Origin of the sequence: Flavobacterium endophyticum (assembly GCF_003634455.1) — a bacterium.
Taxonomy (GTDB): domain Bacteria; phylum Bacteroidota; class Bacteroidia; order Flavobacteriales; family Flavobacteriaceae; genus Flavobacterium; species Flavobacterium endophyticum.
The window spans coordinates 1846882-1871094 of sequence record NZ_RBLC01000001.1 but is presented as its reverse complement, the minus strand read 5'-3'; the positions used below and the strand labels follow the sequence as shown (position 1 = coordinate 1871094).

Here is a 24213-nt window from a genome sequence, read left to right as displayed (position 1 = left end):
AATTAGATAAAAAAATGAAATACCCTCTCTACTTATGTTGCCATTGCGTTTAGCATCTGAAATCTAAAATCTGTGGACTGAATTTTTTACTATCTTTGCGTTCTGTTTTGCGAAAAGACCTCTTTTTGTCTCACAGAAGAACAATTCAAGAATATTTTATAACAATTAAAAATGAAACACACAAAAGTTAAAGAGCTATTGAACAGCGCTCAGACAATGCAGGAAGTTTATGTAAAAGGATGGGTTAGAACATTTAGGAATAATCAATTTATTGCTTTAAATGACGGCTCGACTATTAATAATATCCAATGTGTGGTTGATTTTGAAAATACTCCTGCAGATACCTTGAAGCGAATAACGACTGGTGCAGCCGTGGCCCTGAAAGGTGCTTTGACAGAAAGCAAAGGTGCAGGACAGAAATATGAAATTCAAGTAAGCAGTTTGGAAATCTTGGGTGATTCTGATCCAGAAAAATTCCCGATGCAGCCGAAAAAACATACCCTTGAGTTTTTGCGTGCCAATGCGCATTTACGTGTAAGAACGAATGCTTTTGGGGCAATCATGAGAGTACGTTCTGTATTGTCTTTTGCAGTACATCAATATTTCCAAGAAAAAGGTTTTGTGTATGTAAACACGCCAGTAATCACTGGAGCTGATGCAGAAGGCGCTGGAGAAATGTTCCAAGTGACTTCCCTGCCTTTAGACAACTTACCAAAAACAGAAGAAGGTCATATCGATTATAAAAAAGATTTCTTCGGAAAACACACCAACCTGACGGTTTCTGGACAATTAGAAGGAGAAACTTTTGCTATGGCGTTGGGTCAGATTTATACTTTCGGACCAACTTTTAGAGCAGAAAATTCTAATACATCGCGCCATTTGGCTGAATTCTGGATGATTGAGCCAGAAGTCGCTTTTAATGATTTAGACGATAACATGGATTTGGCAGAAGATTTTATCCAATACGTGATCAAATACACCATGGATAAATGTGCCGATGATTTGAAGTTTTTGGAAGGCCGTTTATTGGAAGAAGAAAAAACAAAACCGCAAGCGGAAAGAAGCGAAATGACTTTGTTAGAAAAACTAAATTTCGTTTTAGAAAACAATTTCAAACGTGTTTCTTATACCGAAGCGATCGATATTTTAAAGAATTCGACACCAAACAAAAAGAAAAAGTTCCAATATATCATTGAAGAATGGGGTGCTGATTTGCAATCAGAGCACGAGCGTTTTTTGGTAGAAAAGCACTTTAAATGTCCGGTAATTTTATATGATTATCCAGCAAACATCAAAGCATTTTACATGCGGTTGAACGAAGACGGCAAAACTGTCCGCGCAATGGATATCCTTTTCCCAGGCATCGGAGAGATTGTTGGAGGCTCTCAGCGAGAGGAACGTTATGACGTTTTAGTAGAAAAGATGAAAGTTTTAGGAATCGACGAAGAAGAACTTTGGTGGTACCTTGACACTCGTCGTTTCGGTTCTGCTGTCCATAGCGGCTTCGGACTTGGATTTGAAAGATTGGTTTTGTTCGTAACTGGAATGACCAACATCAGGGACGTAATTCCGTTCCCAAGAACTCCTGGAAATGCCGAGTTTTAGGAATCAAGACACTATATAAATCATATCAAAAATGGCACAAGTTTATCTTAACGTGTGCCATTTTTAGTTGAAAATGATTAAATTTGAACTATAAATACCAAATAACTCAATAGATGCTCAAGCAGTTTTTACAACTTAAATTATCACAGAAATTATCTCCACAGCAAATCCAGCTGATGAAGCTAATCCAATTGCCTACGCAAGCTTTTGAACAACGATTAAAAGAAGAAATGGTCGAAAATCCAGCATTGGAAGCTGGAAAAGAAGAGGATGAATACGAAAAAGACGAATTCGAGACCGAAGAATATGATGATTACGATGAATTCGAAAACGACAGAATCGATGCCGAAGACATCAACATCGACGAATATTTAAGCAACGACGAAACACCAGACTATAAACTTCAGGCAAATAATTATAGTGATGACGACGAAGATCGAAGCATGCCTTTTGCTGCGCCGGTAAGTTTTCATCAAGACCTCATCAACCAGCTGAATACTTTTATCTTAAATGACGAAGAACGTGAAATTGCAGAATTTCTAGTCGGAAGCATTGATGATATGGGTTACATCCGAAGAAGCGTTCCTGATATTGTAGATGACATGGCATTTACGCAAGGTATTTACACGGATGAAAAAAATGTAGAACGAATACTGCACATCATCCATGAATTAGAGCCTTCCGGAGTCGGCGCACGTGATTTGCAAGAATGTCTTTTGCTACAGCTAAAACATAAAACACCAACCGAATCTGTCGACTTGGCCATTGATGTTATAGAGAATCATTTTGAAGCTTTTACTAAAAAGCATTACGATAAGCTGCTACAGAAATACGGCATCTCTCAAGACCAGCTTAAAAAAGCTATTGACGAAATTGAAAAGCTCAACCCGAAACCAGGAGGTGCTTTTACCGGAAACAATAAAATGATTGAGCACGTCGTTCCTGATTTTACCATCAGAATTGTCGACGGTGAATTAGAACTGACCTTGAACGGACGAAATGCCCCGGAGCTTCACATTTCTAAAGATTATCAGGAAATGATGCAGACGTACAAAGCCTCTCGTGATAAGTCGAACCAACAGAAAGAAGCCGTACAGTTTATCAAGCAAAAGCTAGATTCTGCCAAATGGTTCATTGATGCCATCCGCCAGCGCCAGGAAACGTTGTTCGTAACCATGAATGCCATTATGCACTACCAACAAGAATATTTCTTGGATGGTGATGAAACCAAGCTGAAACCAATGATCTTAAAAGACATTGCAGACATGATCGGCTTGGATATTTCAACGGTTTCTCGTGTAGCAAATAGCAAATATGTCGAAACACCTTACGGCACAAAATTAATCAAGGAATTCTTTTCGGAAGCCATGAAAAATGACCAAGGCGAAGACGTTTCTACGCTAGAAATCAAGAAAATATTGCAGAATGTAATTGAGGAAGAAGACAAGCAAAAGCCGCTTCCAGACGACCAATTGGCTGAAATATTAAAAGAAAAAGGCTATCCGATTGCTAGAAGGACAATCGCAAAATATAGAGAGCAGCTTGATATTCCTGTGGCGAGAATGAGGAAGAAAATATAGGTAGTGAAAAAAATCCTTTCTATATTCTCCTATATTTTCCACCCGATGTTTATCTCGGTCTATGCGGTTCTGCTGTATTTTTTCTTGACAGACCGATATCATACGTATCAAGAACTTTTTTTAGTGACAATACAAGTCATTATCTTGACGATCTTGATTCCGATTTCGATATTTTATTTCTTGATGACTTTGGGCAGGGCAAATTCTTTTATGCTTTCGGAAATTTCACAGCGAAAAATTCCTTTAGCGGCAAATGCCATATTGCTTTATATTTTGATTACGGAAAGTATTCGAATTGAACTGATTCCTGAATTGTATTACTTTTTCTTTGGTGCTTTAGTGAGTACGATTTTAGCTTTCTTGTTTACTTTTATCAACTTGAAAGCCAGCATCCACATGATCGGAATAAGTTCGCTGACGGTTTTCGCAATTGGATTTAGCCTTCATACGCAGACAAACCACATCTATCTCGTTGCTTTTTGTTTGTTGCTTACAGGAATTGTGGCCACATCAAGGCTATCTATGAAAGCACATAATACTAAAGAATTGATTGTAGGCTTCTTATCAGGAATTTTACCGCAGATAGGACTTCTCTATTTCTGGCTATAGAATATAAAACATCAGTCCGATATTTACGGTATTCATGTCAATTGACTTGCCGTCAATTTTTGCATCAGATTTGAATAACGAATTGAGACCATAATAGGCATGGAAATTCCATGTGTTGTAGCCAAAAGAAATGTAGGCTCCATATTGCAGCTTATTGAAATCGTCATTGCCAAAAATCCTGATTTTTTCATTCCCTTCAACATATTTCGATTTGTTTAGCAACAAATAGCTCAGTTTAAAACCGGTATATACTCTCCAAAAACGATGGCTTTGTATGGTCGAGGTCCTCCATCTAAATTCAAATGGAATATCTACATAATGCAAGGAGAATTTATTTTTGTCGAAATTCACTTCACTTTCATTGACCACCTCATAAAAAGGTTTTCCGTCAACTTCTGTAATCTTGATATTCTGCCTATAATCATTCATAGAATATCCCAAGCCAATTGCGATAGCAACATTTCGTCGCTTGTTAAGCGGAATATCTCTTAAAAAACCGATATGGAATCCGGATGAAAAAGAGTTTTGGCTGACACCATCTGGCCTTTTCTGCAATAGATCATACGTCAGGCCTATATAAAACTGGTCTTCTCTATACAAAGAATCGACAACAGTTACGGTACTTTGCACCGAATCTTTTTTTCTTCTTACTTCTTCTAACTCGCGTGTTTCAGTCGCTTTTTCATTACTCAACACTTCCTTGATGCGTTCTTGCTCTTCCTTCTCTTGTGCTTCCTTAATCTGCTTATCCTTCACAGGATCTTGGGCAAGAGCATGTAGAGAAATGATGCATATAAGAATACTGAAGTACTTTTTCATAAGTAGAAAGTTATGCTAATAAAAGTAATAAAAAAAAGACAACCTAAAAAAGTTGTCTTTTTGCAGAGAGGATGGGATTCGAACCCACGATACAGTTACCCATATACAAGCTTTCCAGGCTTGCTCCTTCAACCACTCGGACACCTCTCTATTTATTTGCGGTTGCAAAGAACTGCAAAAATTCCGACTAAAGAAAATTTATAGCTTAAAAATTTAGGTCAATTCACCTCTCAAAGCCGTTTCATAAATAGTCTTGAAAACATTTGGAGAAACTTTCTGCCCAATAAGATACATCAGCTTGGTGATAGCGGATTCCGTTGTAATGTCTTTCCCAGAAATCACGCCTATTTTTTTCAGCGATGTACTGGTTTCATAGTGTCCCATACTAACACTTCCGGCCGTACATTGAGTCACATTGATAACATGCAGTCCGTTTTTAATGGCTTTTTTTAATAAGGAAATAAACCATTCGTCTGTTGGAGCATTTCCAGCGCCATACGTTTCCAAGACAATTCCTTTTAGGTTTGGAATGTTAAAGATGGCGGCCAATACATTTTCGCTGATTCCAGGAAACATTTTTACGACGGCTACATTATCATCCAATTCCTTATGCACTTGGAATTTCTTGCTTCCTGATTTTGGCAACAATAAATCGTTATTTACTTTTAGATGAACGCCTGATTCTGCTAATGGAGAATAATTTGGCGACAAAAATGCATTAAAATGTTCTGCATTAATTTTTGTGGTACGATTTCCTCTGTATAATTTATATTCGAAATAAAGGCAGACTTCATTGATGACTGGCTTATTCTTGTGCTGCAATGAAGCAATTTGTATAGCCGTGATCAGATTTTCTTTTGCGTCAGTTCTTAAATCTCCAATCGGCAATTGCGAGCCTGTAAAAACAACCGGTTTGGCAAGATTTTCAAGCATGAAGCTTAGTGCCGAAGCCGAATACGACATCGTATCAGAACCGTGAAGCACTACAAATCCGTCAAAAGAAGCATAGTTTTCTTCAATGATGGATGCAATCTGGATCCATTTTTGGGGATTCATGTTCGAAGAATCTATCGGAGTGTCAAAAGAAATCGTTTCTATTTCACAGTCCAATTGTTTCAGCTCTGGAATTCTTTGCAGTAATTTGCTAAAGTTGAAAGCTTTCAAGGCACCTGTCTCAAAATCTTTCATCATACCGATGGTACCACCCGTGTAGATTAAAAGTATTTTTGCTTTAGACAGCATTCTCGTATTTTGATTTATTGACTACTGGATTGGCATACATGGCCAAAAATCCTTGCAGTTCTACTGGATTATTTTCGTCAATTCTTATTTCTAATCTTCTTTCGAAAAGCGATTTTTCTTTTTCAGTATAGAGGTGGGAATATTTGTCTGTATTGTTGATTAAATCGTAAGCGATGTAATTCGTCGGCCAAAGCTTATAGCTTGCCAAAATAGAATCATCTATTACTTGTGCTAATGCCTGTATTTGTTTGTTTGAGTTATCGAATTTAGAAGCGATTTCATCTAATTCTTCTTCTAAAACATCTCCGACATGGATATGTATTCTTTTTTTCTGGCCCATAATTCCGCTCAAGAGCGTCATGAAATCTTCATTCTTTTCTTTTATATATACCTCATCATTTGCTTCAGCCATCAGTTGCGGCATTTTTAGCGCATCCGTCGGATCGTATTCATATGAAATCGATACGGGAACAATCTTTAATTTTTTGAAATAGTCCATCAGATTTTCTTCTTCAGAACCCATCGAAAGCATTTTTAAAACACCCGGATGTGTAGCGTCATTGCCATCTTTTGTTCTTCCTTCGCGCTGGGCAATCCAAACCGAACGATTTTCTCTCAAAATAAGCTGGCAAATATATTCCGACATTAGTTTTGAGCTTTGAAGCAGTTCTCTAGGCGCCAAGCCTCGCTGTACTAAAAAATTTCTGTTTAATTTGGATAACGTATGCAGGAAAGATTTTTTAACCAAATTATCTCCAATTGCCGAAGCGGTCATGACCAATCCGTGGTCAAAAAGACAAGTGTTCAGAAGAGAAGTATCCAAAATGATATCTCTATGGTTAGAAATAAAAAGGTAAGGCGTATGTTTTTCTAATTTTTCAAAACCAGAAGTAGTCAGTCCATCCGAACTTTTTTCGACAACCTTCATCACAGCATGGTAAATAAAATTGCATTGGAAATCTCTTATCGAATGCGTTCTTTTCAGCTGTTCTATCCAATCTTTTTCATCGGCGTCAGGAAACGTAAAGCTCATCATGGCTTTCATCATCGGATGATCGGCAACCTTGCACAAGGCTTCGTTTACTTCACTATCATAAAACGGTCGAATTTTATCGAATTTTGACATTTACTTTAGTTTTTTTAACAATCTACAAATGAACAAAAATTTTATGAATTTGGTATGATTTCTTTGTTAAATACCAAAAACAGCTTTGGCATTTTCTGTCGTAATTTTCGCAATTTCTTCGACAGGAATTCCATAAATTAAAGCTAATTTCTCTGCTACCAGTTTCGTATAACTGCTTTCATTACGCTTGCCTCTATAAGGCACGGGAGCCAAATAAGGAGAGTCTGTTTCTAAAACGATATGTTTTATATCGATCTGGTTTAAAAACTGGTCGATTTTTCCGTTTTTGAAGGTTGCAACACCGCCAATTCCAAGTTTCATATTGTATGAAATTGCTTGTAAGGCTTGATTATAATCACCTGTAAAGCAATGGAAAATACCGAAAAGCTCTTCGCTTTTTTCGGATTCCAAAACTTCAAAAACTTCGTCAAAAGCATCGCGGCAATGAATATTGATCGGCAACTTGTATTTTTTGGCTAATTGAATCTGTCTTTTAAAGGCTATTTTTTGCTCTTCCAATCGAGTCTTGTCCCAAAAAAGATCGATGCCTATTTCGCCAACAGCATAAAACTTTCTTTTCGACAATTCTGCTTCCACAAAAGCCAGTTCTTCCTCATAATTTTCTTTGACATACGTAGGATGCAATCCCATCATCAAAAAGACATTTTCAGGATATTGCTGCTCCAAATCGTACATTTTCTGTGTATAAGTGGAATCGATTGACGGAACAAAAATTCTTTGTACTCCGGCATCAAAGGCACGCTGCATCATTTCTTTTCTATCTTGATCGAATTCTTCGCTATAGATGTGCGAATGTGTGTCTGTTAAAATCATTTTGCAAAAATAGGAACAATGAAAGGAGTTGCAAAATATAATGCGAAAGAAGCCCTCTTAATCAGGAAATCTTAATAAAATATTATGTTTTGATTTTAATCTCTTTAGCTATAAATGGTTATTTTTGATTTACTCATATCTTAAAAATGGACAAAATTTTCGATGCCTTAAAAAGCAAAGGCTATAAAAAAATAAAATTAAAAATTTCGAAGACGCATCATTTAGTCATCAAGGCCAAAGTTAATGGTATCAGCGGCAGTTTCATTCTAGACACGGGAGCTTCTAGCAGCTGTGTAGGTTTTGGAGATGTTGAGCATTTTAACCTCAGGGCAGAGGAATCGCTCACAAAAGCAGCCGGAGCTGGAGCTGTTGGAATGGACACTCAGATGTCTTCTAACAACACGTTGCAATTGGGACGTTGGAAAACAGATGATTTTTCATTAGTCATTTTCAATATGTCGCATGTAAACCTCGCTTTAGAGCAATATAAAGCAAAGCCTGTTCACGGCATTATCGGAGCTGATATCTTGATGAAAGGCAAAGGAATTATTGATTATCATGGAGAGTATTTTTATTTGAAACAGTAACCGCAATTCGTTATAATAAAAAATCCCGCTCTTTTGAACGGGATTTTTTATTTATACAAAACTTGAAACTATAGTTCCAACGCTTTTTTAGGATTGTTGTCCATCAATAATTCTGCTGGATTTTCTAAGCCTTCTTTTACGGCAACCAAGAAACCAACTGACTCACGTCCGTCGATAATTCTGTGATCATAAGAAAGTGCTACATACATCATCGGGTGGATTTCTACTTTACCATTTACAGCGATTGGACGCTCGATAATGTTGTGCATTCCCAAGATTCCAGATTGTGGTGGGTTGATGATTGGTGTTGAAAGCATACTTCCGAAAACACCACCATTAGAAATAGTGAACGTTCCACCAGTCATATCGTCAACAGTAATCTGTCCGTCACGTGCTTTGATTGCTAATCTCTTGATTTCAGATTCAATTCCGCGGAAAGTCAGGTTTTCTGCATTTCTAACTACAGGAACCATCAATCCTTTTGGTCCAGAAACTGCTACAGAGATATCACAGAAATCGTATGAAATTTTCTCTTGTCCGTCGATCATAGAGTTCACATCTGGATATAATTGCAACGCTCTTGTCACTGCTTTTGTAAAGAAAGACATATAGCCTAATCCTAAACCGCCGTGTTTTGCTTTGAACGCATCCTTATATTCGTTACGGATCGTATTGATAGGTGTCATGTTCACTTCGTTAAACGTAGTCAACATTGCTGTTTCGTTTTTAGCAGCAACAAGACGTTCTGCTACTTTTCTACGAAGCATTGACAATTTTGTTCTTTCAGAACCACGGTTTCCTCCCGTTGGAGTTCCCATTGAAGGTGTTGCATTTACAGCATCATCTTTCGTGATTCTTCCTCCTTTTCCAGTTCCAGAAACTGAAGCAGGCTCAATATTTTTTTCATCCAAAATTTTTCTTGCCGCTGGCGAAGGAGTTCCTGATGCATACGTCTTTTCAGCTGCCGGAGCCGCTTTTGGAGCTTCTGCTTTAGGTTCTTCTTTTTTAGCTTCCGCTTTTGGAGCTTCTTCTTTCTTTTCTTCTTTTGCTGGAGCGCTACCTTCTGGTTTTGCTGCATCTGTATCGATTAAGCAAACTACTTGACCAACTGCTACAGCATCGCCTTCTTCGGCTTTTAGCGTAATAATTCCACTAGCTTCAGCTGGCAATTCCAAAGTTGCTTTGTCTGAATCTACTTCAGCAATCGCTTGATCTTTTTCTACGTAATCTCCGTCTTTTACTAACCAAGTTGCGATTTCAACTTCGGTGATTGATTCCCCTGGTGAAGGAACTTTCATTTCTAAAATCATCTGTATATAATTTTATGGTGTGTTATTGTATACTACTTATTATTTCAAAATTACGTTTTTTAGCCTTGACTCGCGCTAAAAATCTTTATTAGCTGAACAGATTTTTATCAAAAACCATTGCTATCGCAGCTGCATGACGTTTTTTAGAACGAGCATAGCTTCCTGCTGCAGGCGCACTGTAGGCTTTTAATGAAGCCACTCTCAATTTCACTAAATCAAAGTTCATCAGCATGTAGCTGTAAGCTCCCATGTTTTTAGGTTCTTCTTGTGCCCAAACATAATCATCAGCGTTTGGATATTTTTCAATAATCGCTTTTAATTGTTCTACTGGCAATGGGAAAAGTTGTTCGATTCTCACGAATGCAACGTCTTTTCTTCCGTTAGCTTCTCTTTCTGCCACTAAATCGTAGTAGAATTTACCTGTACAGAATACCAATGTCTTAACGTCTTTTGCATTTACATTTGGATCGTCCAAAACTTCTTGGAAGCTTCCGTTTGCAAACTCATCTACTGAAGAAACTACTGACGGATGACGCAATAAACTCTTTGGAGTAAATACAATCAAAGGTTTTCTGAACGTCGTTTTCATCTGTCTTCTCAATAAGTGGAAGAAGTTGGCTGGCGTCGTACAGTCTGCCACAAACATATTATGGTTAGCGCAAAGCTGTAAATATCGTTCCATTCTAGCTGAAGAGTGTTCTGCTCCTTGGCCTTCATAACCGTGAGGCAATAACATCACCAAACCGTTTTGATTGTTCCATTTGTCTTCTGCTGCAGAAATATATTGGTCAATCATGATTTGGGCACCGTTAGAGAAATCTCCAAATTGTGCTTCCCAGATGGTCAATGTTTTTGGGCTCGCCAAAGCGTATCCGTAATCAAAACCAACAACGCCATATTCAGACAACAATGAATTGAAGATGTTGAATTTCCCTTTTTGGTTTTTCAACTGCTGTAAAAGGATTACTTCTTCTTCAGAATCTTCTACTTTCACGACTGCATGACGGTGAGAGAAAGTTCCTCTTTCAACGTCTTGTCCTGAAATACGAACATCATAACCTTCTGTCATCAAAGAACCATACGCTAGCAATTCGGCCATAGCCCAATCTAGTTTGTCTGTTTCAAACATTACTTTTCTGTCGTTGATCAGCTTTTGGATTTTGCTGATAAACTTCTTGTCGCTTGGCAATGTCGTGATGGTCTGAGCAATTTCTGTAAGTATCTCTTTTGAGAAAGTCGTATTTACTTTTTGAAGCATTTCTGTTTCATCTGCCTGAACATATCCTCCCCATTCGTTTTGCATGAATGGCGTGATGATTGTCAAGTCTTTTTTACGAGACGCTTCAAGATTTTCATCTAAAACGGCTTTGTATTCTTTTTCTAATTTGCCAACATACGTATCGTCAATAACACCTTCTGCAATTAATTTAGCAGCATAGATGTCTCTCGGATTTTCGTGTTTTGCAATAATCTTATATAATTTAGGCTGTGTGAAACGAGGCTCATCACCTTCGTTGTGGCCGTATTTTCTATATCCTAACAAGTCGATGAAAACATCGCTTCCGAATTGCATTCTGTAGTCTAATGCAAAAAGCATAGCATGAACAACTGCTTCTGCATCATCCGCATTTACGTGCAAAACCGGAGAAAGCGTCACTTTTGCAACATCGGTACAATAGGTAGAAGAACGAGCATCTAGATAATTCGTCGTAAATCCAACTTGGTTGTTAATTACCAAATGGATTGTTCCTCCTGTTTTATAACCATCCAATTGTGCCATCTGAACGATTTCATACACAATTCCTTGTCCAGCAATTGCCGCGTCACCATGAAGTGCGATTGGCAATACTTTTGAGAAATCGTCTGGGAAATGACGGTCCTGTTTTGCTCTTGTGATTCCTTCAATCACGGCACCAACCGTTTCCAAGTGCGATGGATTTGGCGCTAAATTGATGTTTATATTTTTTCCTGATTTTGTCTTTTTGTCAGCCGTCAAGCCTAAGTGGTATTTTACGTCACCATCAAAAAGCGCATCATCATCATAATCTTTTCCGTCAAATTCAGAGAAGATGTCTTGGGTATTTTTTCCGAAAATGTTTGCCAAAACGTTCAAACGACCACGGTGAGCCATTCCCATGACAAACTGCTCTACACCTTTTTCAGCAGCAGCCTCAATCAAGGCATCTAAAGCCGGGATTAAAGTTTCACCGCCTTCAAGAGAGAAACGTTTTTGTCCAACATATTTTGTATGAAGAAAGTTTTCGAAAGAAACCGCCTCGTTTAATTTATTTAAGATGTTTTTCTTTTCGTCAGCAGAAAATCTAGGATGATTATCGTTATAACCGATCTTATCCTGAATCCATTGGATTACTTCTGGTTTACGGATATACATATATTCCACACCGATATGCTGGCAGTAAATATTATCCAAATGGCCAATAATTTCTTGCAAACTGCAAGGCGCAATCTTGATTGCTTTTGCCGCATCAAAAACGGTAGTCAAATCTGCTTTTGAAAGTCCGAAGTTTTCAAGTTCTAAATTTGGACTAAAAATTCTTCTTTCACGAACCGGATTGGTCTTAGTGAATAAGTGACCGCGCGTTCTGTAAGCATCGATCAGCTTTAAAACATTAAATTCTTTTTGTAATTTTTCAGAAATCTGGCTTACGTCAACATTGTTTGATGTTGCGTAATTCGCTAGCTGCTGTGCAGGAGCCTGATATTCTTCATTGTATGTTTCCATCCCGAAGTCAAAACCTTGGAAAAAACTTCTCCAGCTTGGTTCTACGCTATCTGGGTTTTCAAGATATTGATCGTATAATTGAGCAAAAAATTCAGTATGTGCCGCGTTTAAAAAGGAAAACCTATCCATAATATAATTGAATGTCCTAATTTGTTAAAAATATTTTTGCAAAAGTACGACAATTAGAACAATCTAATAATTATTTCATACTTTTATGTCTTAAACTTAACTTAAAATTTGCGCATGAAAATACTTAATCTAAACCATATAACAAAAACCTTGATAGCAGTTATTTTCTTGACTGTTTCTGCTGATGCTGTAGCGCAGCAAAATCAAGGTGCTGATTTCGAAAGCAGGATACGTTTCGGCGGCGGATTAGGACTCAGTTTTGGCTCTGGATATACGAATGTTACAGTTGCTCCAAGCGCGCTTTATGACTTCAATCCTTATTTTTCTGCAGGACTAGGATTGCAGGGAAGCTACGTTAGGGATAAAGATTTTTATGAATCGTATATTTACGGTCCTAGCTTGATATTGTTAGGAAATCCGATTCCAGAAATCCAGCTTTCTGCGGAACTGGAACAGTTGAGAGTAAATTTAGAATATGATGATGAGTTTGGTGGCGGTTCAGACAACTTTTGGAATACTGCGTTATTTCTAGGCGCTGGATATCGTATGGAAAACGTCACAATCGGAGCTCGATATAACGTATTGCACGACAGTGATAAAAATGTGTATAACGACGCACTTATGCCGTTTGTCAGAGTTTATTTCTAAAACATAACTTTCCCAATAACACATCATAACAGTAATTATCAGTCCCGAGATAATTGTCAGTATCAATCCATGCACTTTCATCTGATTGCAAGCGGCAACTGGAAACACTTTTTCGGCACAATTGCTGGTTCAAGTAGTTTTCTAAAAAATTCAGATACAAATTAATACAACACTAATGAACACTACCCTAAACGAAAAAAGCCTATTCCTTAAAATCATAACCAATCTTACTTTTTGGGTATTGATCGCCATTGTTGTTGGTGTGCTCGTTGGCCACTATGCTCCTGACACTGGCGTAAAAATGAAGATTGTTGGCGATACGTTCATCAGCATTATCAAAGTTTTTATAGCGCCAATTATTTTCTTGACGATAGTCTTGGGCATCAGCGGGATGGGAGATTTGAAAAAAGTGGGACGTATCGGAATAAAATCCTTGGTCTATTTTGAGATCGTCACCACTTTTGCGCTTGCCATTGGTGTTATCGTTGCCTACCTGATACAGCCAGGAAAAATTGACAAAACAGGACTCAATATTCAAGATGCAAGCCAATATACAAATGCGCCGCAAAAGGAATTCAACTGGCTTCATTTTTTCATGGAAAACCTTACGCTTCAAGTTTTGTTGGTAGCGATAATTGTGGGAATCCTGCTCAACTATTATTCTAAAAGAGAAGAAGTAGTAGCCGTGCTTTACAAATGCTCGAATATCGTTTTCAAGGCATTAAAATTTGTCATGTATCTGGCACCGCTGGGCGCTTTTGGAGGAATGGCCTACACCGTTGGAAAATTTGGACTTAATACTTTAATGCCATTAGGAAAACTGATGCTTACGGTGTATGTCACCATGTTTATTTTTATTTTCCTCATCTTAGGAAGCATCTTGAGATATTTCAAGGTCAGCATCTGGTCGTTTATAAAATACATCAAGGCAGAATTGCTGATCGTATTAGGAACTTCTTCATCAGAAGCCGCATTACCAAACTTGATGAAAAAGCTAGAGAACATGGGATGCAGCAAATCCGTGGTAGGATTAGTCGTTCCAACAGGATATTCGTTTAATCTTGACGGAACCTCCATCTATCTTTCTATGGCGATAATCTTTTTGGCACAGTTGTATAATGTCCATTTAACTTTTGGAGAGATTCTGACTGTAATTGGCCTATTAATGATTACTTCAAAAGGTGCTGCAGGAGTTACTGGGAGCGGTTTTATTGTCTTGGCTTCAACATTAACAGCCATACACAAAATTCCGCTAGAAGGATTGGCTTTTCTATTGGGTGTAGATAAATTCATGAGTGAAGCCAGAGCTATTACTAATTTTATTGGAAATGGGGTGGCTACTATCGTGATTTCTAAAAGCGAAAAAGAATTTGTGGCGATAAAAGAAGACACTTTAGAGCCGTAGCAGCATTTTAAGATCATAATTGTAGAGAATCTACCTATTCAAGTTAAACAAGAGCAATTTCAACTTAAGCATAAGTGATTAAAACCTCAACATTAGCAATTTCAACTTAAACATGAGTAATTTTAACTTAAACATGGGCTGCTTCAACTCGAACATTACCCCTGTCCAACTTAACAAGAGAGATTTTAACTTGAACAAAAGCCTATTCAACTTAAGCATTAGCTATTCCAACTTGAACATTAGCCTTATTCAACCTAACAAGAGAGATCCCAACTAGAACATGAGCCTGTTCAACTTAAACATTAGCTATTCCAACTCGAACATACGCCTATACAACTTAAGCATACGTGATTAAAACCTCAACATTAGCAATTTCAACTTGAACATTCGTCTGTTCTAATTAAACAGTTGCCCTATGAAAACTTATTACGAAACCAAACTTTTTGCCATTCTCTTTTTAAAATCAAAAAAGCGACTTGTTCAGAAAGTTCGACCAAATCAGAACCGTCCAGTTTTTTGACTTCTGCTTCGGGCACATCAATAATATAAAGCAGGTTTAAATATTCGGCAAACTTGTGCTGAATCAAGCGGTAGATTTTTTCATGCAGCTGGATTTTTAATTCCACGGGCTTTGTGCTTAATGGAAAATCGATCGGTTCGTTTGCAAAATTAAAATCCTTATTGATCTGCTCTAGCAGTTTCAAGTATAGATTTTCTTTTTCTGCTTCAGAAAGTAAATTGTCTGTATTTATTGGCGCGATAAAATTCATAGTGTTCTTTTGACCCTGACAGGGTTTGAAACCCTGTCAGGGTTGTTAGATAGTTATTACTTTATACTTTCCTTCCCATCAAATTCTCACCAAAAGCTTTTAATATTGCTTTTTTATCGTCTTCAATGTGCAGTTTTTCTAAGGTCTCAAAAGCTTTAAAAGTATATTCCTTAATCGCTTCCTGAGTTGCTTTTGAAGCGCCTGTAGCAGTAAAGATATCTTTTACAGAATTTATTTTTTCCGAATTATCTGTAGGCTGGATAGAATACAAATGGAGCAATTGCTCTTTTTCGTCCGATGTTGAAAACTCAAGCGCTTTCAAATAAAGATAGGTCTTTTTATTTTCTATAATATCGCCACCGACCTGTTTTCCGAAAGTTTCAGGATCTCCAAAAGCATCTAAATAATCATCTTGAAGCTGGAAAGCAATTCCAAGGTTTAGTCCGAAATCATAAATCGCGTCGCAATTTTCGGCAGAAGTTTCCGCAATTATCGCCCCCATTTTCATTGCCGCAGCAACCAGCACCGCTGTCTTATATTCGATCATTTTCAAGTATTCTGAAATGGCCACATCGTCGCGGTTTTCAAAATCCACATCCCATTGCTGGCCTTCGCAAACTTCAAGAGCCGTTTTGCTGAACAATTTTGCCAACGACTGGAAAATCACTGGTTCGTATTTTTCAAAATACTGATAGGCTAAAATCAACATCGCATCGCCAGAAAGTATTCCCGTGTTAATATTCCACTTTTCATGTACCGTTTCCTTTCCTCTACGCAATGGCGCATCATCCATTATGTCGTCATGCACAAGCGAAAAGTTATGAAAGACTTCAACCGCCAAGGCAGCCGGCAAGGCTTTTTTATACTCTTGGTTAAAAATTTCAGTCGTCATTAATGTCAGTACTGGACGGATTCTTTTTCCTCCAAGCGATAAAATATAATGAATAGGTTCGTAAAGTGATTTGGGTTCTTTAATAATCGTCTGGCTTTCTAAATAGTTCAGAAAACTTTGTTGGTATTCGCTAATGGAATGCATAAAAATAATTTTGGCTAATTTACAGTATTCTTACCAACAGAAACTTTCCTTTTTTAAAATTTTTCATCTCCTTCTAAAACGTTATTTGTTAAATTAATGTTAAGATACATTTGACAAATTTGTCAAAATAAATTATTTAATAATTTTGTTTAACAAAAATGTTAAACACTATGTATATCAAAAATAAAGATGAAGCAACTGAGGAATTGATTAAAAATACCGCCAAGAGATTATTCTTTGGAGAAGGTAAATTTAATGCAACGACTCAAGAGATTGCTGATGCGGCGGGAGTTAACAGGACATTGATAAATTATTATTTCCGCTCTAGAGACAAATTATTTGAAATTGTTTTTAGCGATGCCCAAGATAAAGAGCAGCAAAGAACCGAATCAATTATTTTCTCTGAACTGCCTTTTAAAGCGAAAATTGAAGAGTTTATAGACGATTCTTTTGTCATGGCGAAAGAATATCCTTACATGGAAATCTATTTGGTAACCCAATTCAACCAAGGTTGCTATTTTAAAGATGAAGAAGGAATGGAACGAATGCTCAAAAAATTTTATGAAGAATTAAACATCGAGATGAGCAAAGGAACTATCGAAAAAATGGAGCCGATACAATTTATAATCAATATGGTTTCGCTTATCTCCTTCCCTATTTCTATGCGTCCGCTCTTTCAGAGAACCATGCGCCTGACAGACGCAGAATATGAAAAGATTCTGGACGACAGGAAAGAAATCATCATGAACACCTTATTTGGAAAATAAAATCAATCAATAATAAATAATTATATCAAATGAAGAGTATTTATAGCCTTGCGAAAGTCAAGGGACTCGCAATCCTACTGATTGGATTCATTTTTTCACAAAGCGCTTTGGCACAAACCAAGACGCTTACACTGAAAGATGCTATTCAATATGCCTTGGAAAATAAAGCAGACGCTAAAAAAGCCAAGCTCCAAGTAGAAAACAGCGAATATCAGATTCAAGAAGTTCGCTCCAGAGCATTGCCACAAATCAGCGCTGATGGAAATCTAACTCACAATCCTATTTTACAGCTGAATGCACTACCTGGTGACTTCTTTGGATCTCCAGGAACTACAGTCTTAGCGCCTTTGGGACAAAAATGGAGCGCTACTGGAGGTGTTACTTTGACACAAAATATTTTTGACCAAGCTGTTTTTACAGGTTTAAAAGCGGCCAGATCAACAAGAGAATTCTACCAAATCAATCAACAACTTACCGAAGAGCAGGTTATTGAAAGAGTGGCTAACAATTATTATCAGGTTTTCGTCAAAAGACAAAAGCTTGCCGTAGTCGATAGCAATTATGTGAATACTTCTAAAGTTAAGGATGTCATCAAAGGTCAATTCGACAATGGTTTGGCTAAAAAAATCGATTTGGACCGTATCACCGTAAAATTGTATAACATCAATACACAACGTCAGCAATTAATTAACGAGGTACAACTACAGGAAAATTCTTTGAAATTCTATATGGGAATGCCAATTCAGACTTCAATCTACATTCCTCAAACAGAATTTGCAGTAAGTCCGCAAGCAATTTCAGAAACTCCAGATGCGACACAAAGAACCGATTATCTTTTGCTGAAAAAACAAGAAGAGCTTTTGGATTACCAAAAGAAATCTGTTATCGCCGAATATTACCCGAAATTATCTTTAGTTGGAAGCTATAATTATATCGGACAAGGTCCTGAAATGCCATTGTTTGCGAAATCTAGAGATCAAGTGTACTGGTCCGATTATTCAACTATCGGATTGAATCTGAAAGTCCCAATCTTCACCGGTTTTGGAACAAGAGCAAAAGTTCGTCAGGCAGATGTTGAAATACGACAACTGAAAGAAGATATGATAGAAAAGAAACTTTCTCTTGATTTGGACTTCGAAAATTCTAAAACACAAATCAACAATAGCATCATTACGATCAATGATCAAAAAGAGAATGTTAGGCTGGCTCAAGAAGTGTTGAGCGATACTAAAAACAATTATTACAACGGATTGGCCTCATTAACTGATTTGCTGGATGCGGAAAACTCACTTGTTGAAGCACAAAACAATTACACTTCTGCCCTATTGGATTACAAATTAGCAGAAATTCAGCTGATCAAAGCTAAAGGAGAATTAAGAACATTAATCAATTAAAAAATCAATCATACAAAAATGAAAAAATTAATATATATAGGTATCGGAATAGGAGTCCTGGGACTGATAGGATTCACGTTAATGAACAACAAGAAAAAGAACGAAGCAGAAACAGCAATCGTTTCAGAAAAAAACAGCGCAGTTGCGGTACGAATTGATACAGTAAAAACAGAAGCTATAAAGTCTGATTTTGTTGCGAACGGAAATTTCATTCCGTCGCAAGAATTGAAATTCTCAGCAGAAAACTCTGGAAGAGTAATCAAAGTTTTGGTGGATGAAGGAAGTACCGTAAGAATCGGACAGACTTTAGCAATCATCAAAGGCGACCAGCTTTCTATAGATGTACAAAATGCAAACGCAGCTTATCAAAATGCTTTGACAGACAGCAGACGTTATGAAAATGCATACAAAACTGGAGGTGTAACGCAACAACAGTTAGATCAAGCAAAACTGAGTCTTGTAAATGCAAAAGCAAAATTGGATCAAGCCAAGATTACGTATGGAGATGCGACTATCAAATCGTCTATTAACGGAATCGTAAACAAGAAAAGCATAGAGCCAGGTTCTGTAGTTGCTCCAGGAACAGAATTATTTGAATTGGTTAATGTTTCAAAATTAAAACTGAAGGTTGCCGTAAGCGAAAACCAAATTCCTGACCTGAAAGTAGGTTCAGTCGTAAAAGTCAAAGCCAGCGTTTTTCCTGATAAAGAATTCTCTGGAAAAATCACTTTTATCGCTCCAAAAGCAGATGAATCATTGAACTTTCCTGTCGAAATCGAAATCACAAATAATCCTGCTAATGAAATTAAGGCAGGAATGTATGGAACTGCAGAATTTGCTTCAAAAGCAACGCAACAAAAACCATTGCGAATCATTCCAAGGAATGCTTTTGTAGGAAGTGTCAGCAGCAATCAAGTTTTTGTAATCCAAGACAATGTTGCGAAATTGAAAAAAATCGTTGCAGGACGAGTATTCGGAGAAAAAGTAGAAGTTTTAGAGGGCTTGAATGATGGTGAAATCGTTGTTACGAGCGGCCAAATCAACTTGACTGACGGAACAAAAGTAAATCCTATTAAATAGTTCTTAGTTTACAGTTGATAGTCGATCGTTAGTAGCTTTTGACTTTAGACTTTAAAACTTCAAGACTTTAAACTTAAAAAATGAAAATAGCAGAAATATCAATCAAACGACCAACCCTAGTGATTGTGTTGTTTATCATTCTAACGCTCGGTGGGCTCTTCAGTTACAGCCAATTGAGCTATGAATTGATCCCAAAGTTTGAAATAAACGTGGTAACGATTTCTACAGTCTATCCGGGAGCTTCTCCAGGCGAGGTAGAAAATACGGTAACCAAGAAAATCGAAGACGCCGTTTCTTCTCTGGAAAACGTAAAGAAAGTAGAATCGAAATCCATCGAAAGCTTGTCTATCGTAATGGTGACTTTGGAACCAGAAGCCGATGCTGATTACTCTCTTAATGATGCCCAAAGAAAAATCAACGCTATCGAAAAAGATTTACCAGAAGATGTCGATCCGCCATCTTTGACCAAATTCTCTTTGAGCGATTTGCCGGTAATCACAATTGGAGCTACCGCAAAAATGGACGAGGTTGCCTTTTATGACTTATTGGATAAAAAAATCCAGCCGATTCTTTCGCGTGTAAAAGGTGTAGCACAAGTAAACTTAGTCGGTGGTGAAGAAAGAGAAATTCAAGTAAGCCTTGACCAGAATAAACTGAAAGGTTACGGATTATCTGTTCCTCAAGTACAACAAATGATTTTATCTTCCAACTTGGATTTCCCTACGGGAAACATCCAGACCAGAGAAACTACGATGCTAGTTCGTCTTGCCGGAAAATATAAAAACGTTGAAGAAATGAGGAATTTGGTAATTTCCTCTAAAAACGGAATCCAAGTTCGTCTTGGTGATGTTGCCGATGTTCAGGATTCACAAAAAGAAGTAGAGAAAATTGCCCGTGTCAACTCTAACAATGCAATCGTATTGCAAGTTATCAAACAGACAGACGCGAATGCCGTAACAGTAAGTGAAGAAACCTATGCTGCAATTGCCAAAATCGAAAAAGATTATGCTGCACAAGGACTGAAGCTAAAAGTTGCGAACGATAGTTCTGAATTTACTTTGGCTGCGGCCGATTCGGTAATCCACGATTTATTCTTGGCGGTATTCTTAGTAGCATTCGTAATGCTCTTCTTCCTGCACAGTATCCGAAATGCGTTCATCGTAATGGTTTCGATTCCGGCTTCATTGATTGCGACTTTCATCGGAATCTATCTTATGGGTTATACCCTAAACTTGATGAGTTTGTTAGGTCTTTCACTCGTGGTTGGTATCTTGGTCGATGATGCAATCGTTGTATTGGAAAACATTTACCGTCACATGGAAATGGGCAAAAACAAAGTTCGTGCTGCCTTTGACGGAACCGCAGAAATCGGATTTACAGTAACAGCGATTACCTTGGTTATCGTGGTCGTGTTCTTGCCGATTGCGATGAGTACAGGATTGGTAGCGAATATTATTACGCAATTCTGTGTTACCGTAATTATCGCTACGTTGCTTTCCTTACTATCGTCATTTACTATTGTGCCTTGGCTTTCTTCTCGATATGGAAAACTAGAACATGTGACAAACAAAAATCTGTTTGGAAGAATCATCTTGAGCTTTGAAAGAGGACTTGATAAATTTACGCACAAAGTAACCGATATCTTAAAATGGTCTTTGAAATATAAAAAATCAACACTTTTAATTGTTGTCGTATTATTCTTTAGCTCAATTGCATTAGTAGGTGCTGGGTTTATTGGAGGAGAATTTTTCCCGAAAATTGACCGTGGACAGTTCTTGGTACAAATCGAATTGCCGAAAGATGCTTCTATCGAGCAATCGAATTTTATAGCCCAAAAAGCAGAGAAATACCTTCGAGACAAAAAAGAAATCGAAGAAATCGTAACAACTGTTGGACAAACCAGCGAAGGTTTTGGATCAACACAGGCTACCGTCTACAAAGCTGAAATTGACGTGAAGTTGATTGACAAATCGCTTCGCGAAGACGGAACGTACATCTATGCAGCCAAAATGAAACGAGAATTAGAAAAGATCCTGGTAGGCGCTAAAATCAAGACCGTTCCAGTAAGTATCATGGGTGGTGCCGATGAAGCACCAATCTTCTTGACCGTTACAGGTCCTGACTTAGAAAGCGCAACAGCGTTTGCTAAAAAAGCGGAAGCACAGTTGATGAAAATCAAAGGTGCGACAGAAATCAAATTATCTGTAGAAGAAGGAAGTCCAGAAATTGCCGTTCAGGTAGACAGAGACAAGATGGCCGCACTTGGCTTGACCTTGCAAACTGTCGGAATGACGATGCAGACAGCCTTCAACGGAAATACAGACGCCAAATTCCGTGCAGGAGAATATGAATATGATATTAACGTGCGTTTCAACGAATACGACCGTTCTAATATCAACAACGTAAGCGACTTGGTATTCATCAATGATGCCGGACAGCAAATCAAACTTTCGCAATTTGCAAGCGTAAAAGAAAGTTCTGGTCCAAGTTTATTGGAACGTCGTGACAAAGCGACTTCTGTTTCTATTAAAGCACAAACCATCGGTAGACCTTCTGGGGACGTTGCGGCAGAATGGGAAGCTCAGTTTTCACAACTAAAAAAACCAACTGGTGTAGGCTATGTTTGGGGTGGAGATATGGAAAACCAAGAAGAAGGTTTTGGTACATTAGGAATCGCCTTATTGGCCGCTATTATCTTGGTTTACTTAGTAATGGTAGCATTGTATAACAGTTTTATATATCCGTTCGTGGTATTGTTCTCGATACCGCTATCGTTCATCGGGGCATTATTAGCCTTGGCATTGACGAATAACTCACTGAACATCTTTACAATTTTGGGGGTTATCATGCTTATTGGTCTGGTATGTAAAAATGCGATCCTTCTGGTGGATTTCGCGAATCACAGGAAAGCCGAAGGTGAAACGACTTATATGGCGTTGATTCAAGCGAACCATGCTAGGCTTCGTCCAATCTTGATGACAACCATTGCGATGGTTTTCGGGATGGTACCTATTGCCCTAGCTTCAGGAGCTGCTGCCGAAATGAACAATGGTTTGGCTTGGGTAATTATCGGAGGATTGATCAGTTCGTTATTCCTGACCTTGATTATCGTTCCTGTGGTGTATGCTATTTTTGACAGCTTAATTGCCCGCTTCAACAAAGGCAAAGAAGTTACAAAATATGAAGAATTAATGATTGCTGATTATGAGCACAAAGAATTGAGCGACGATGGCTTTACCGCAAAGCACTCTTAAAAAATTGTCTCAAAAAACAAGTTGACCCTTGGAAAATTTCCCGATTGAATCTATCAGTCGGGATTTTTTTTGCTTTATTGGAAAATCTTTCTGCCCTATCTTGAACGTATTTTTTATATTGCAGTAAAATTCAATCTTATGAAGAAGATAATCGTACTCTGCCTTTTTGCTTTTTTGCTTTCTTGTGATTCAAATAAAGTAGAAACCGTGACTGTTAAGAATAAGTTTTCTTTGGAACTCCCTTCCTTTCTTTCAAAAGCAAGAGACCTGCATAATGATGCTTCACTGCAATATCAAAATGCTTTTAAAGAATTTTACGTGGTCGTTATCGATGAGCCGAAACAAGAGTTTTATGATGTCGCGAATACAACAACCGACTTTACTCCCGACCTCAACGGATATTATCAAATCTTAAAAAGCAGTCTTGAAGAATCTATTAGCGATACCCAGTTTACTCCGACAAAAGACATACAGATTAATGGACTGAAAGCCAAAACATTTTCCTTCACAGGAGAGATAGACAACCTCCCGATTTTTTATGACATTGCATATATCGAAGGAAAAGAAACTTTTTACCAAGTCGTAATCTGGACCTTAAAAGGAAGCAAGGAAAAATTTAATGAACCAATGGACAAGATTATTTCTTCGTTTAAGGAAATCGGTTCGGGAAGAAAAAGCGACAGAAGCAAAAAATAGAAATAAAAAAAAAATCCATTAGAAGGTTCTAATGGATTTTTCTTTTGAAAGATAATCAGATTTAATTTCTGTTTGCAAGAGCATCTTGCTTCCAGTTTTTTACCAAAGCGACTCTGCTATCAGAATAATCAACTTCACTTAAATTATTATCTGTCCAAAAAAACCATTTCCCGGTTTTTGCACCGTTGTTATATTCTCCAAGAGATTTTTTGTTTCCTTCAACATCATAAGAAACCCATTTTCCGTGGACTTTCCCATCTTTATAGAATCCTTCTTGCATCACCTTCCCATTATCATAAAAATAAGTAGCTTTTACCATATTATCTACAACTTCATATTTGTGGTTTACATCTTGTGCAAAAACAACTCCAGAAACTAGCATAACTGCCATAATCATAAACTTTTTCATAATCTGTCTTTTTAGTTATTTACAATTCTCTAACAAATATAAATATTAGTTTACAATAAAAAAACTTTAACTTAACAATTTGGTAACATTAAGCAAAAGCTTAACATTGGAATTGCTGAAAACCCAGTAAACATTGGCTATTTACAAAAGTCGTTTTAAAACCATTCAAA

The 24213-nt window shown here is 37.5% G+C and carries 20 protein-coding genes and 1 tRNA gene; 11 read left to right on the top strand and 10 right to left on the bottom strand.

The genetic code is table 11. The annotated features are described in order from the left end of the window. Positions 1 to 171 precede the first annotated feature (171 nt). The 3 genes from asnS (at position 172) to CLV94_RS08425 (ending at position 3794) form a co-directional block, all read left to right on the top strand. Positions 172 to 1605, top strand: coding sequence for an asparagine--tRNA ligase (gene asnS / locus CLV94_RS08435; RefSeq protein ID WP_121375957.1), 1434 nt, complete (start codon positions 172 to 174; stop codon positions 1603 to 1605). A gap of 113 nt (positions 1606 to 1718) precedes the next feature. Then, the gene (gene rpoN, locus CLV94_RS08430) at positions 1719 to 3185 is read left to right on the top strand and encodes an RNA polymerase factor sigma-54 (protein WP_121375956.1); all 1467 of its coding nucleotides are present in this window, start codon (positions 1719 to 1721) and stop codon (positions 3183 to 3185) included. Positions 3186 to 3188: 3 nt separating this feature from the next. After that, a complete protein-coding gene (locus CLV94_RS08425; RefSeq protein WP_121375955.1) occupies positions 3189 to 3794 on the top strand; it encodes a hypothetical protein in 606 nt (201 codons plus the stop codon). Here the strand turns inward: CLV94_RS08425 and CLV94_RS08420 are convergent. The 5 genes from CLV94_RS08420 to CLV94_RS08400 form a co-directional block, all read right to left on the bottom strand. Then, on the bottom strand, positions 3789 to 4613 hold the full coding sequence (locus tag CLV94_RS08420) for a porin family protein (protein WP_121375954.1): 825 nt from the start codon (positions 4611 to 4613) through the stop codon (positions 3789 to 3791). The genes CLV94_RS08425 and CLV94_RS08420 overlap by 6 nt on opposite strands. 63 nt (positions 4614 to 4676) lie before the next feature. Next, positions 4677 to 4763 (bottom strand) — tRNA-Ser (locus CLV94_RS08415). Between the two features lie 63 nt (positions 4764 to 4826). Continuing rightward, positions 4827 to 5855 carry an asparaginase gene (locus CLV94_RS08410; RefSeq protein ID WP_121375953.1) on the bottom strand — a complete coding sequence of 343 codons (1029 nt, stop codon included), beginning with the start codon at positions 5853 to 5855 and terminating at the stop codon, positions 4827 to 4829. Further along, the gene (locus CLV94_RS08405) at positions 5845 to 6981 is read right to left on the bottom strand and encodes a 1-acyl-sn-glycerol-3-phosphate acyltransferase (protein ID WP_121375952.1); all 1137 of its coding nucleotides are present in this window, start codon (positions 6979 to 6981) and stop codon (positions 5845 to 5847) included. Before CLV94_RS08405 ends, CLV94_RS08410 begins: the two co-directional genes overlap by 11 nt. Positions 6982 to 7047: 66 nt before the next feature. Next, positions 7048 to 7815, bottom strand: a complete 768-nt coding sequence (locus CLV94_RS08400; protein WP_121375951.1) for a TatD family hydrolase — start codon at positions 7813 to 7815, stop codon at positions 7048 to 7050. A 146-nt stretch (positions 7816 to 7961) separates the two neighbouring features. Here CLV94_RS08400 and CLV94_RS08395 point away from each other — a divergent pair, with 146 nt between their 5' ends. Beyond that, complete coding sequence (locus tag CLV94_RS08395) at positions 7962 to 8402, top strand: retropepsin-like aspartic protease (RefSeq protein WP_121375950.1); 441 nt, start codon at positions 7962 to 7964, stop codon at positions 8400 to 8402. Positions 8403 to 8470: 68 nt separating this feature from the next. On the opposite strand, the gene odhB is transcribed toward CLV94_RS08395, so the two are convergent. Then, the gene (gene odhB / locus CLV94_RS08390) at positions 8471 to 9712 is read right to left on the bottom strand and encodes a 2-oxoglutarate dehydrogenase complex dihydrolipoyllysine-residue succinyltransferase (protein WP_121375949.1); all 1242 of its coding nucleotides are present in this window, start codon (positions 9710 to 9712) and stop codon (positions 8471 to 8473) included. An 88-nt stretch (positions 9713 to 9800) separates the two neighbouring features. Continuing rightward, positions 9801 to 12584, bottom strand: coding sequence for a 2-oxoglutarate dehydrogenase E1 component (locus CLV94_RS08385; RefSeq protein ID WP_121375948.1), 2784 nt, complete (start codon positions 12582 to 12584; stop codon positions 9801 to 9803). A gap of 114 nt (positions 12585 to 12698) precedes the next feature. On the opposite strand from CLV94_RS08385, the gene CLV94_RS08380 reads away from it, so the two are divergent. Next, entirely contained in the window at positions 12699 to 13232 is a 534-nt protein-coding gene (locus CLV94_RS08380) for a hypothetical protein (protein ID WP_121375947.1), read from the top strand. A gap of 175 nt (positions 13233 to 13407) precedes the next feature. Beyond that, a complete protein-coding gene (locus CLV94_RS08375; protein WP_121375946.1) occupies positions 13408 to 14637 on the top strand; it encodes a cation:dicarboxylate symporter family transporter in 1230 nt (409 codons plus the stop codon). 413 nt (positions 14638 to 15050) lie between these two features. Here CLV94_RS08375 and CLV94_RS08370 read toward each other — a convergent pair whose 3' ends face one another. Both CLV94_RS08370 and CLV94_RS08365 read right to left on the bottom strand, forming a co-directional pair. Further along, positions 15051 to 15407 carry a hypothetical protein gene (locus CLV94_RS08370; protein ID WP_121375945.1) on the bottom strand — a complete coding sequence of 119 codons (357 nt, stop codon included), beginning with the start codon at positions 15405 to 15407 and terminating at the stop codon, positions 15051 to 15053. A gap of 61 nt (positions 15408 to 15468) precedes the next feature. Further along, entirely contained in the window at positions 15469 to 16443 is a 975-nt protein-coding gene (locus CLV94_RS08365; protein WP_121375944.1) for a polyprenyl synthetase family protein, read from the bottom strand. 170 nt (positions 16444 to 16613) lie between these two features. Here CLV94_RS08365 and CLV94_RS08360 point away from each other — a divergent pair, with 170 nt between their 5' ends. The 5 genes from CLV94_RS08360 (at position 16614) to CLV94_RS08340 (ending at position 23634) form a co-directional block, all read left to right on the top strand. Next, positions 16614 to 17210 carry a TetR/AcrR family transcriptional regulator gene (locus tag CLV94_RS08360; protein WP_121375943.1) on the top strand — a complete coding sequence of 199 codons (597 nt, stop codon included), beginning with the start codon at positions 16614 to 16616 and terminating at the stop codon, positions 17208 to 17210. 29 nt (positions 17211 to 17239) lie between these two features. Then, positions 17240 to 18604, top strand: coding sequence for a TolC family protein (locus tag CLV94_RS08355; RefSeq protein ID WP_121375942.1), 1365 nt, complete (start codon positions 17240 to 17242; stop codon positions 18602 to 18604). Positions 18605 to 18622: 18 nt separating this feature from the next. After that, positions 18623 to 19684, top strand: a complete 1062-nt coding sequence (locus CLV94_RS08350) for an efflux RND transporter periplasmic adaptor subunit (protein ID WP_121375941.1) — start codon at positions 18623 to 18625, stop codon at positions 19682 to 19684. A gap of 80 nt (positions 19685 to 19764) precedes the next feature. Then, positions 19765 to 22938 (top strand): efflux RND transporter permease subunit, encoded by a 3174-nt coding sequence (locus CLV94_RS08345; protein ID WP_121375940.1) that lies wholly within the window; start codon positions 19765 to 19767, stop codon positions 22936 to 22938. 138 nt (positions 22939 to 23076) lie between these two features. After that, positions 23077 to 23634, top strand: a complete 558-nt coding sequence (locus CLV94_RS08340) for a hypothetical protein (protein WP_121375939.1) — start codon at positions 23077 to 23079, stop codon at positions 23632 to 23634. Between the two features lie 61 nt (positions 23635 to 23695). Here the strand turns inward: CLV94_RS08340 and CLV94_RS08335 are convergent, their stop codons facing one another. Continuing rightward, complete coding sequence (locus tag CLV94_RS08335) at positions 23696 to 24043, bottom strand: toxin-antitoxin system YwqK family antitoxin (protein WP_121375938.1); 348 nt, start codon at positions 24041 to 24043, stop codon at positions 23696 to 23698. Positions 24044 to 24213 lie beyond the last annotated feature (170 nt).

What these genes read in the sequence shown, in the direction of transcription:
- asnS (WP_121375957.1), top strand. Translation starts at nt 172, where the DNA reads ATGAAACACACAAAAGTTAAAGAGCTATTGAACAGCGCTCAGACAATG.
- rpoN (WP_121375956.1), top strand. Translation starts at nt 1,719, where the DNA reads ATGCTCAAGCAGTTTTTACAACTTAAATTATCACAGAAATTATCTCCA.
- CLV94_RS08420 (WP_121375954.1), bottom strand. Translation starts at nt 4,613, where the DNA reads ATGAAAAAGTACTTCAGTATTCTTATATGCATCATTTCTCTACATGCT.
- CLV94_RS08410 (WP_121375953.1), bottom strand. Translation starts at nt 5,855, where the DNA reads ATGCTGTCTAAAGCAAAAATACTTTTAATCTACACGGGTGGTACCATC.
- CLV94_RS08405 (WP_121375952.1), bottom strand. Translation starts at nt 6,981, where the DNA reads ATGTCAAAATTCGATAAAATTCGACCGTTTTATGATAGTGAAGTAAAC.
- CLV94_RS08400 (WP_121375951.1), bottom strand. Translation starts at nt 7,815, where the DNA reads ATGATTTTAACAGACACACATTCGCACATCTATAGCGAAGAATTCGAT.
- CLV94_RS08395 (WP_121375950.1), top strand. Translation starts at nt 7,962, where the DNA reads ATGGACAAAATTTTCGATGCCTTAAAAAGCAAAGGCTATAAAAAAATA.
- odhB (WP_121375949.1), bottom strand. Translation starts at nt 9,712, where the DNA reads ATGATTTTAGAAATGAAAGTTCCTTCACCAGGGGAATCAATCACCGAA.
- CLV94_RS08385 (WP_121375948.1), bottom strand. Translation starts at nt 12,584, where the DNA reads ATGGATAGGTTTTCCTTTTTAAACGCGGCACATACTGAATTTTTTGCT.
- CLV94_RS08380 (WP_121375947.1), top strand. Translation starts at nt 12,699, where the DNA reads ATGAAAATACTTAATCTAAACCATATAACAAAAACCTTGATAGCAGTT.
- CLV94_RS08375 (WP_121375946.1), top strand. Translation starts at nt 13,408, where the DNA reads ATGAACACTACCCTAAACGAAAAAAGCCTATTCCTTAAAATCATAACC.
- CLV94_RS08370 (WP_121375945.1), bottom strand. Translation starts at nt 15,407, where the DNA reads ATGAATTTTATCGCGCCAATAAATACAGACAATTTACTTTCTGAAGCA.
- CLV94_RS08365 (WP_121375944.1), bottom strand. Translation starts at nt 16,443, where the DNA reads ATGCATTCCATTAGCGAATACCAACAAAGTTTTCTGAACTATTTAGAA.
- CLV94_RS08360 (WP_121375943.1), top strand. Translation starts at nt 16,614, where the DNA reads ATGTATATCAAAAATAAAGATGAAGCAACTGAGGAATTGATTAAAAAT.
- CLV94_RS08355 (WP_121375942.1), top strand. Translation starts at nt 17,240, where the DNA reads ATGAAGAGTATTTATAGCCTTGCGAAAGTCAAGGGACTCGCAATCCTA.
- CLV94_RS08350 (WP_121375941.1), top strand. Translation starts at nt 18,623, where the DNA reads ATGAAAAAATTAATATATATAGGTATCGGAATAGGAGTCCTGGGACTG.
- CLV94_RS08345 (WP_121375940.1), top strand. Translation starts at nt 19,765, where the DNA reads ATGAAAATAGCAGAAATATCAATCAAACGACCAACCCTAGTGATTGTG.
- CLV94_RS08340 (WP_121375939.1), top strand. Translation starts at nt 23,077, where the DNA reads ATGAAGAAGATAATCGTACTCTGCCTTTTTGCTTTTTTGCTTTCTTGT.
- CLV94_RS08335 (WP_121375938.1), bottom strand. Translation starts at nt 24,043, where the DNA reads ATGAAAAAGTTTATGATTATGGCAGTTATGCTAGTTTCTGGAGTTGTT.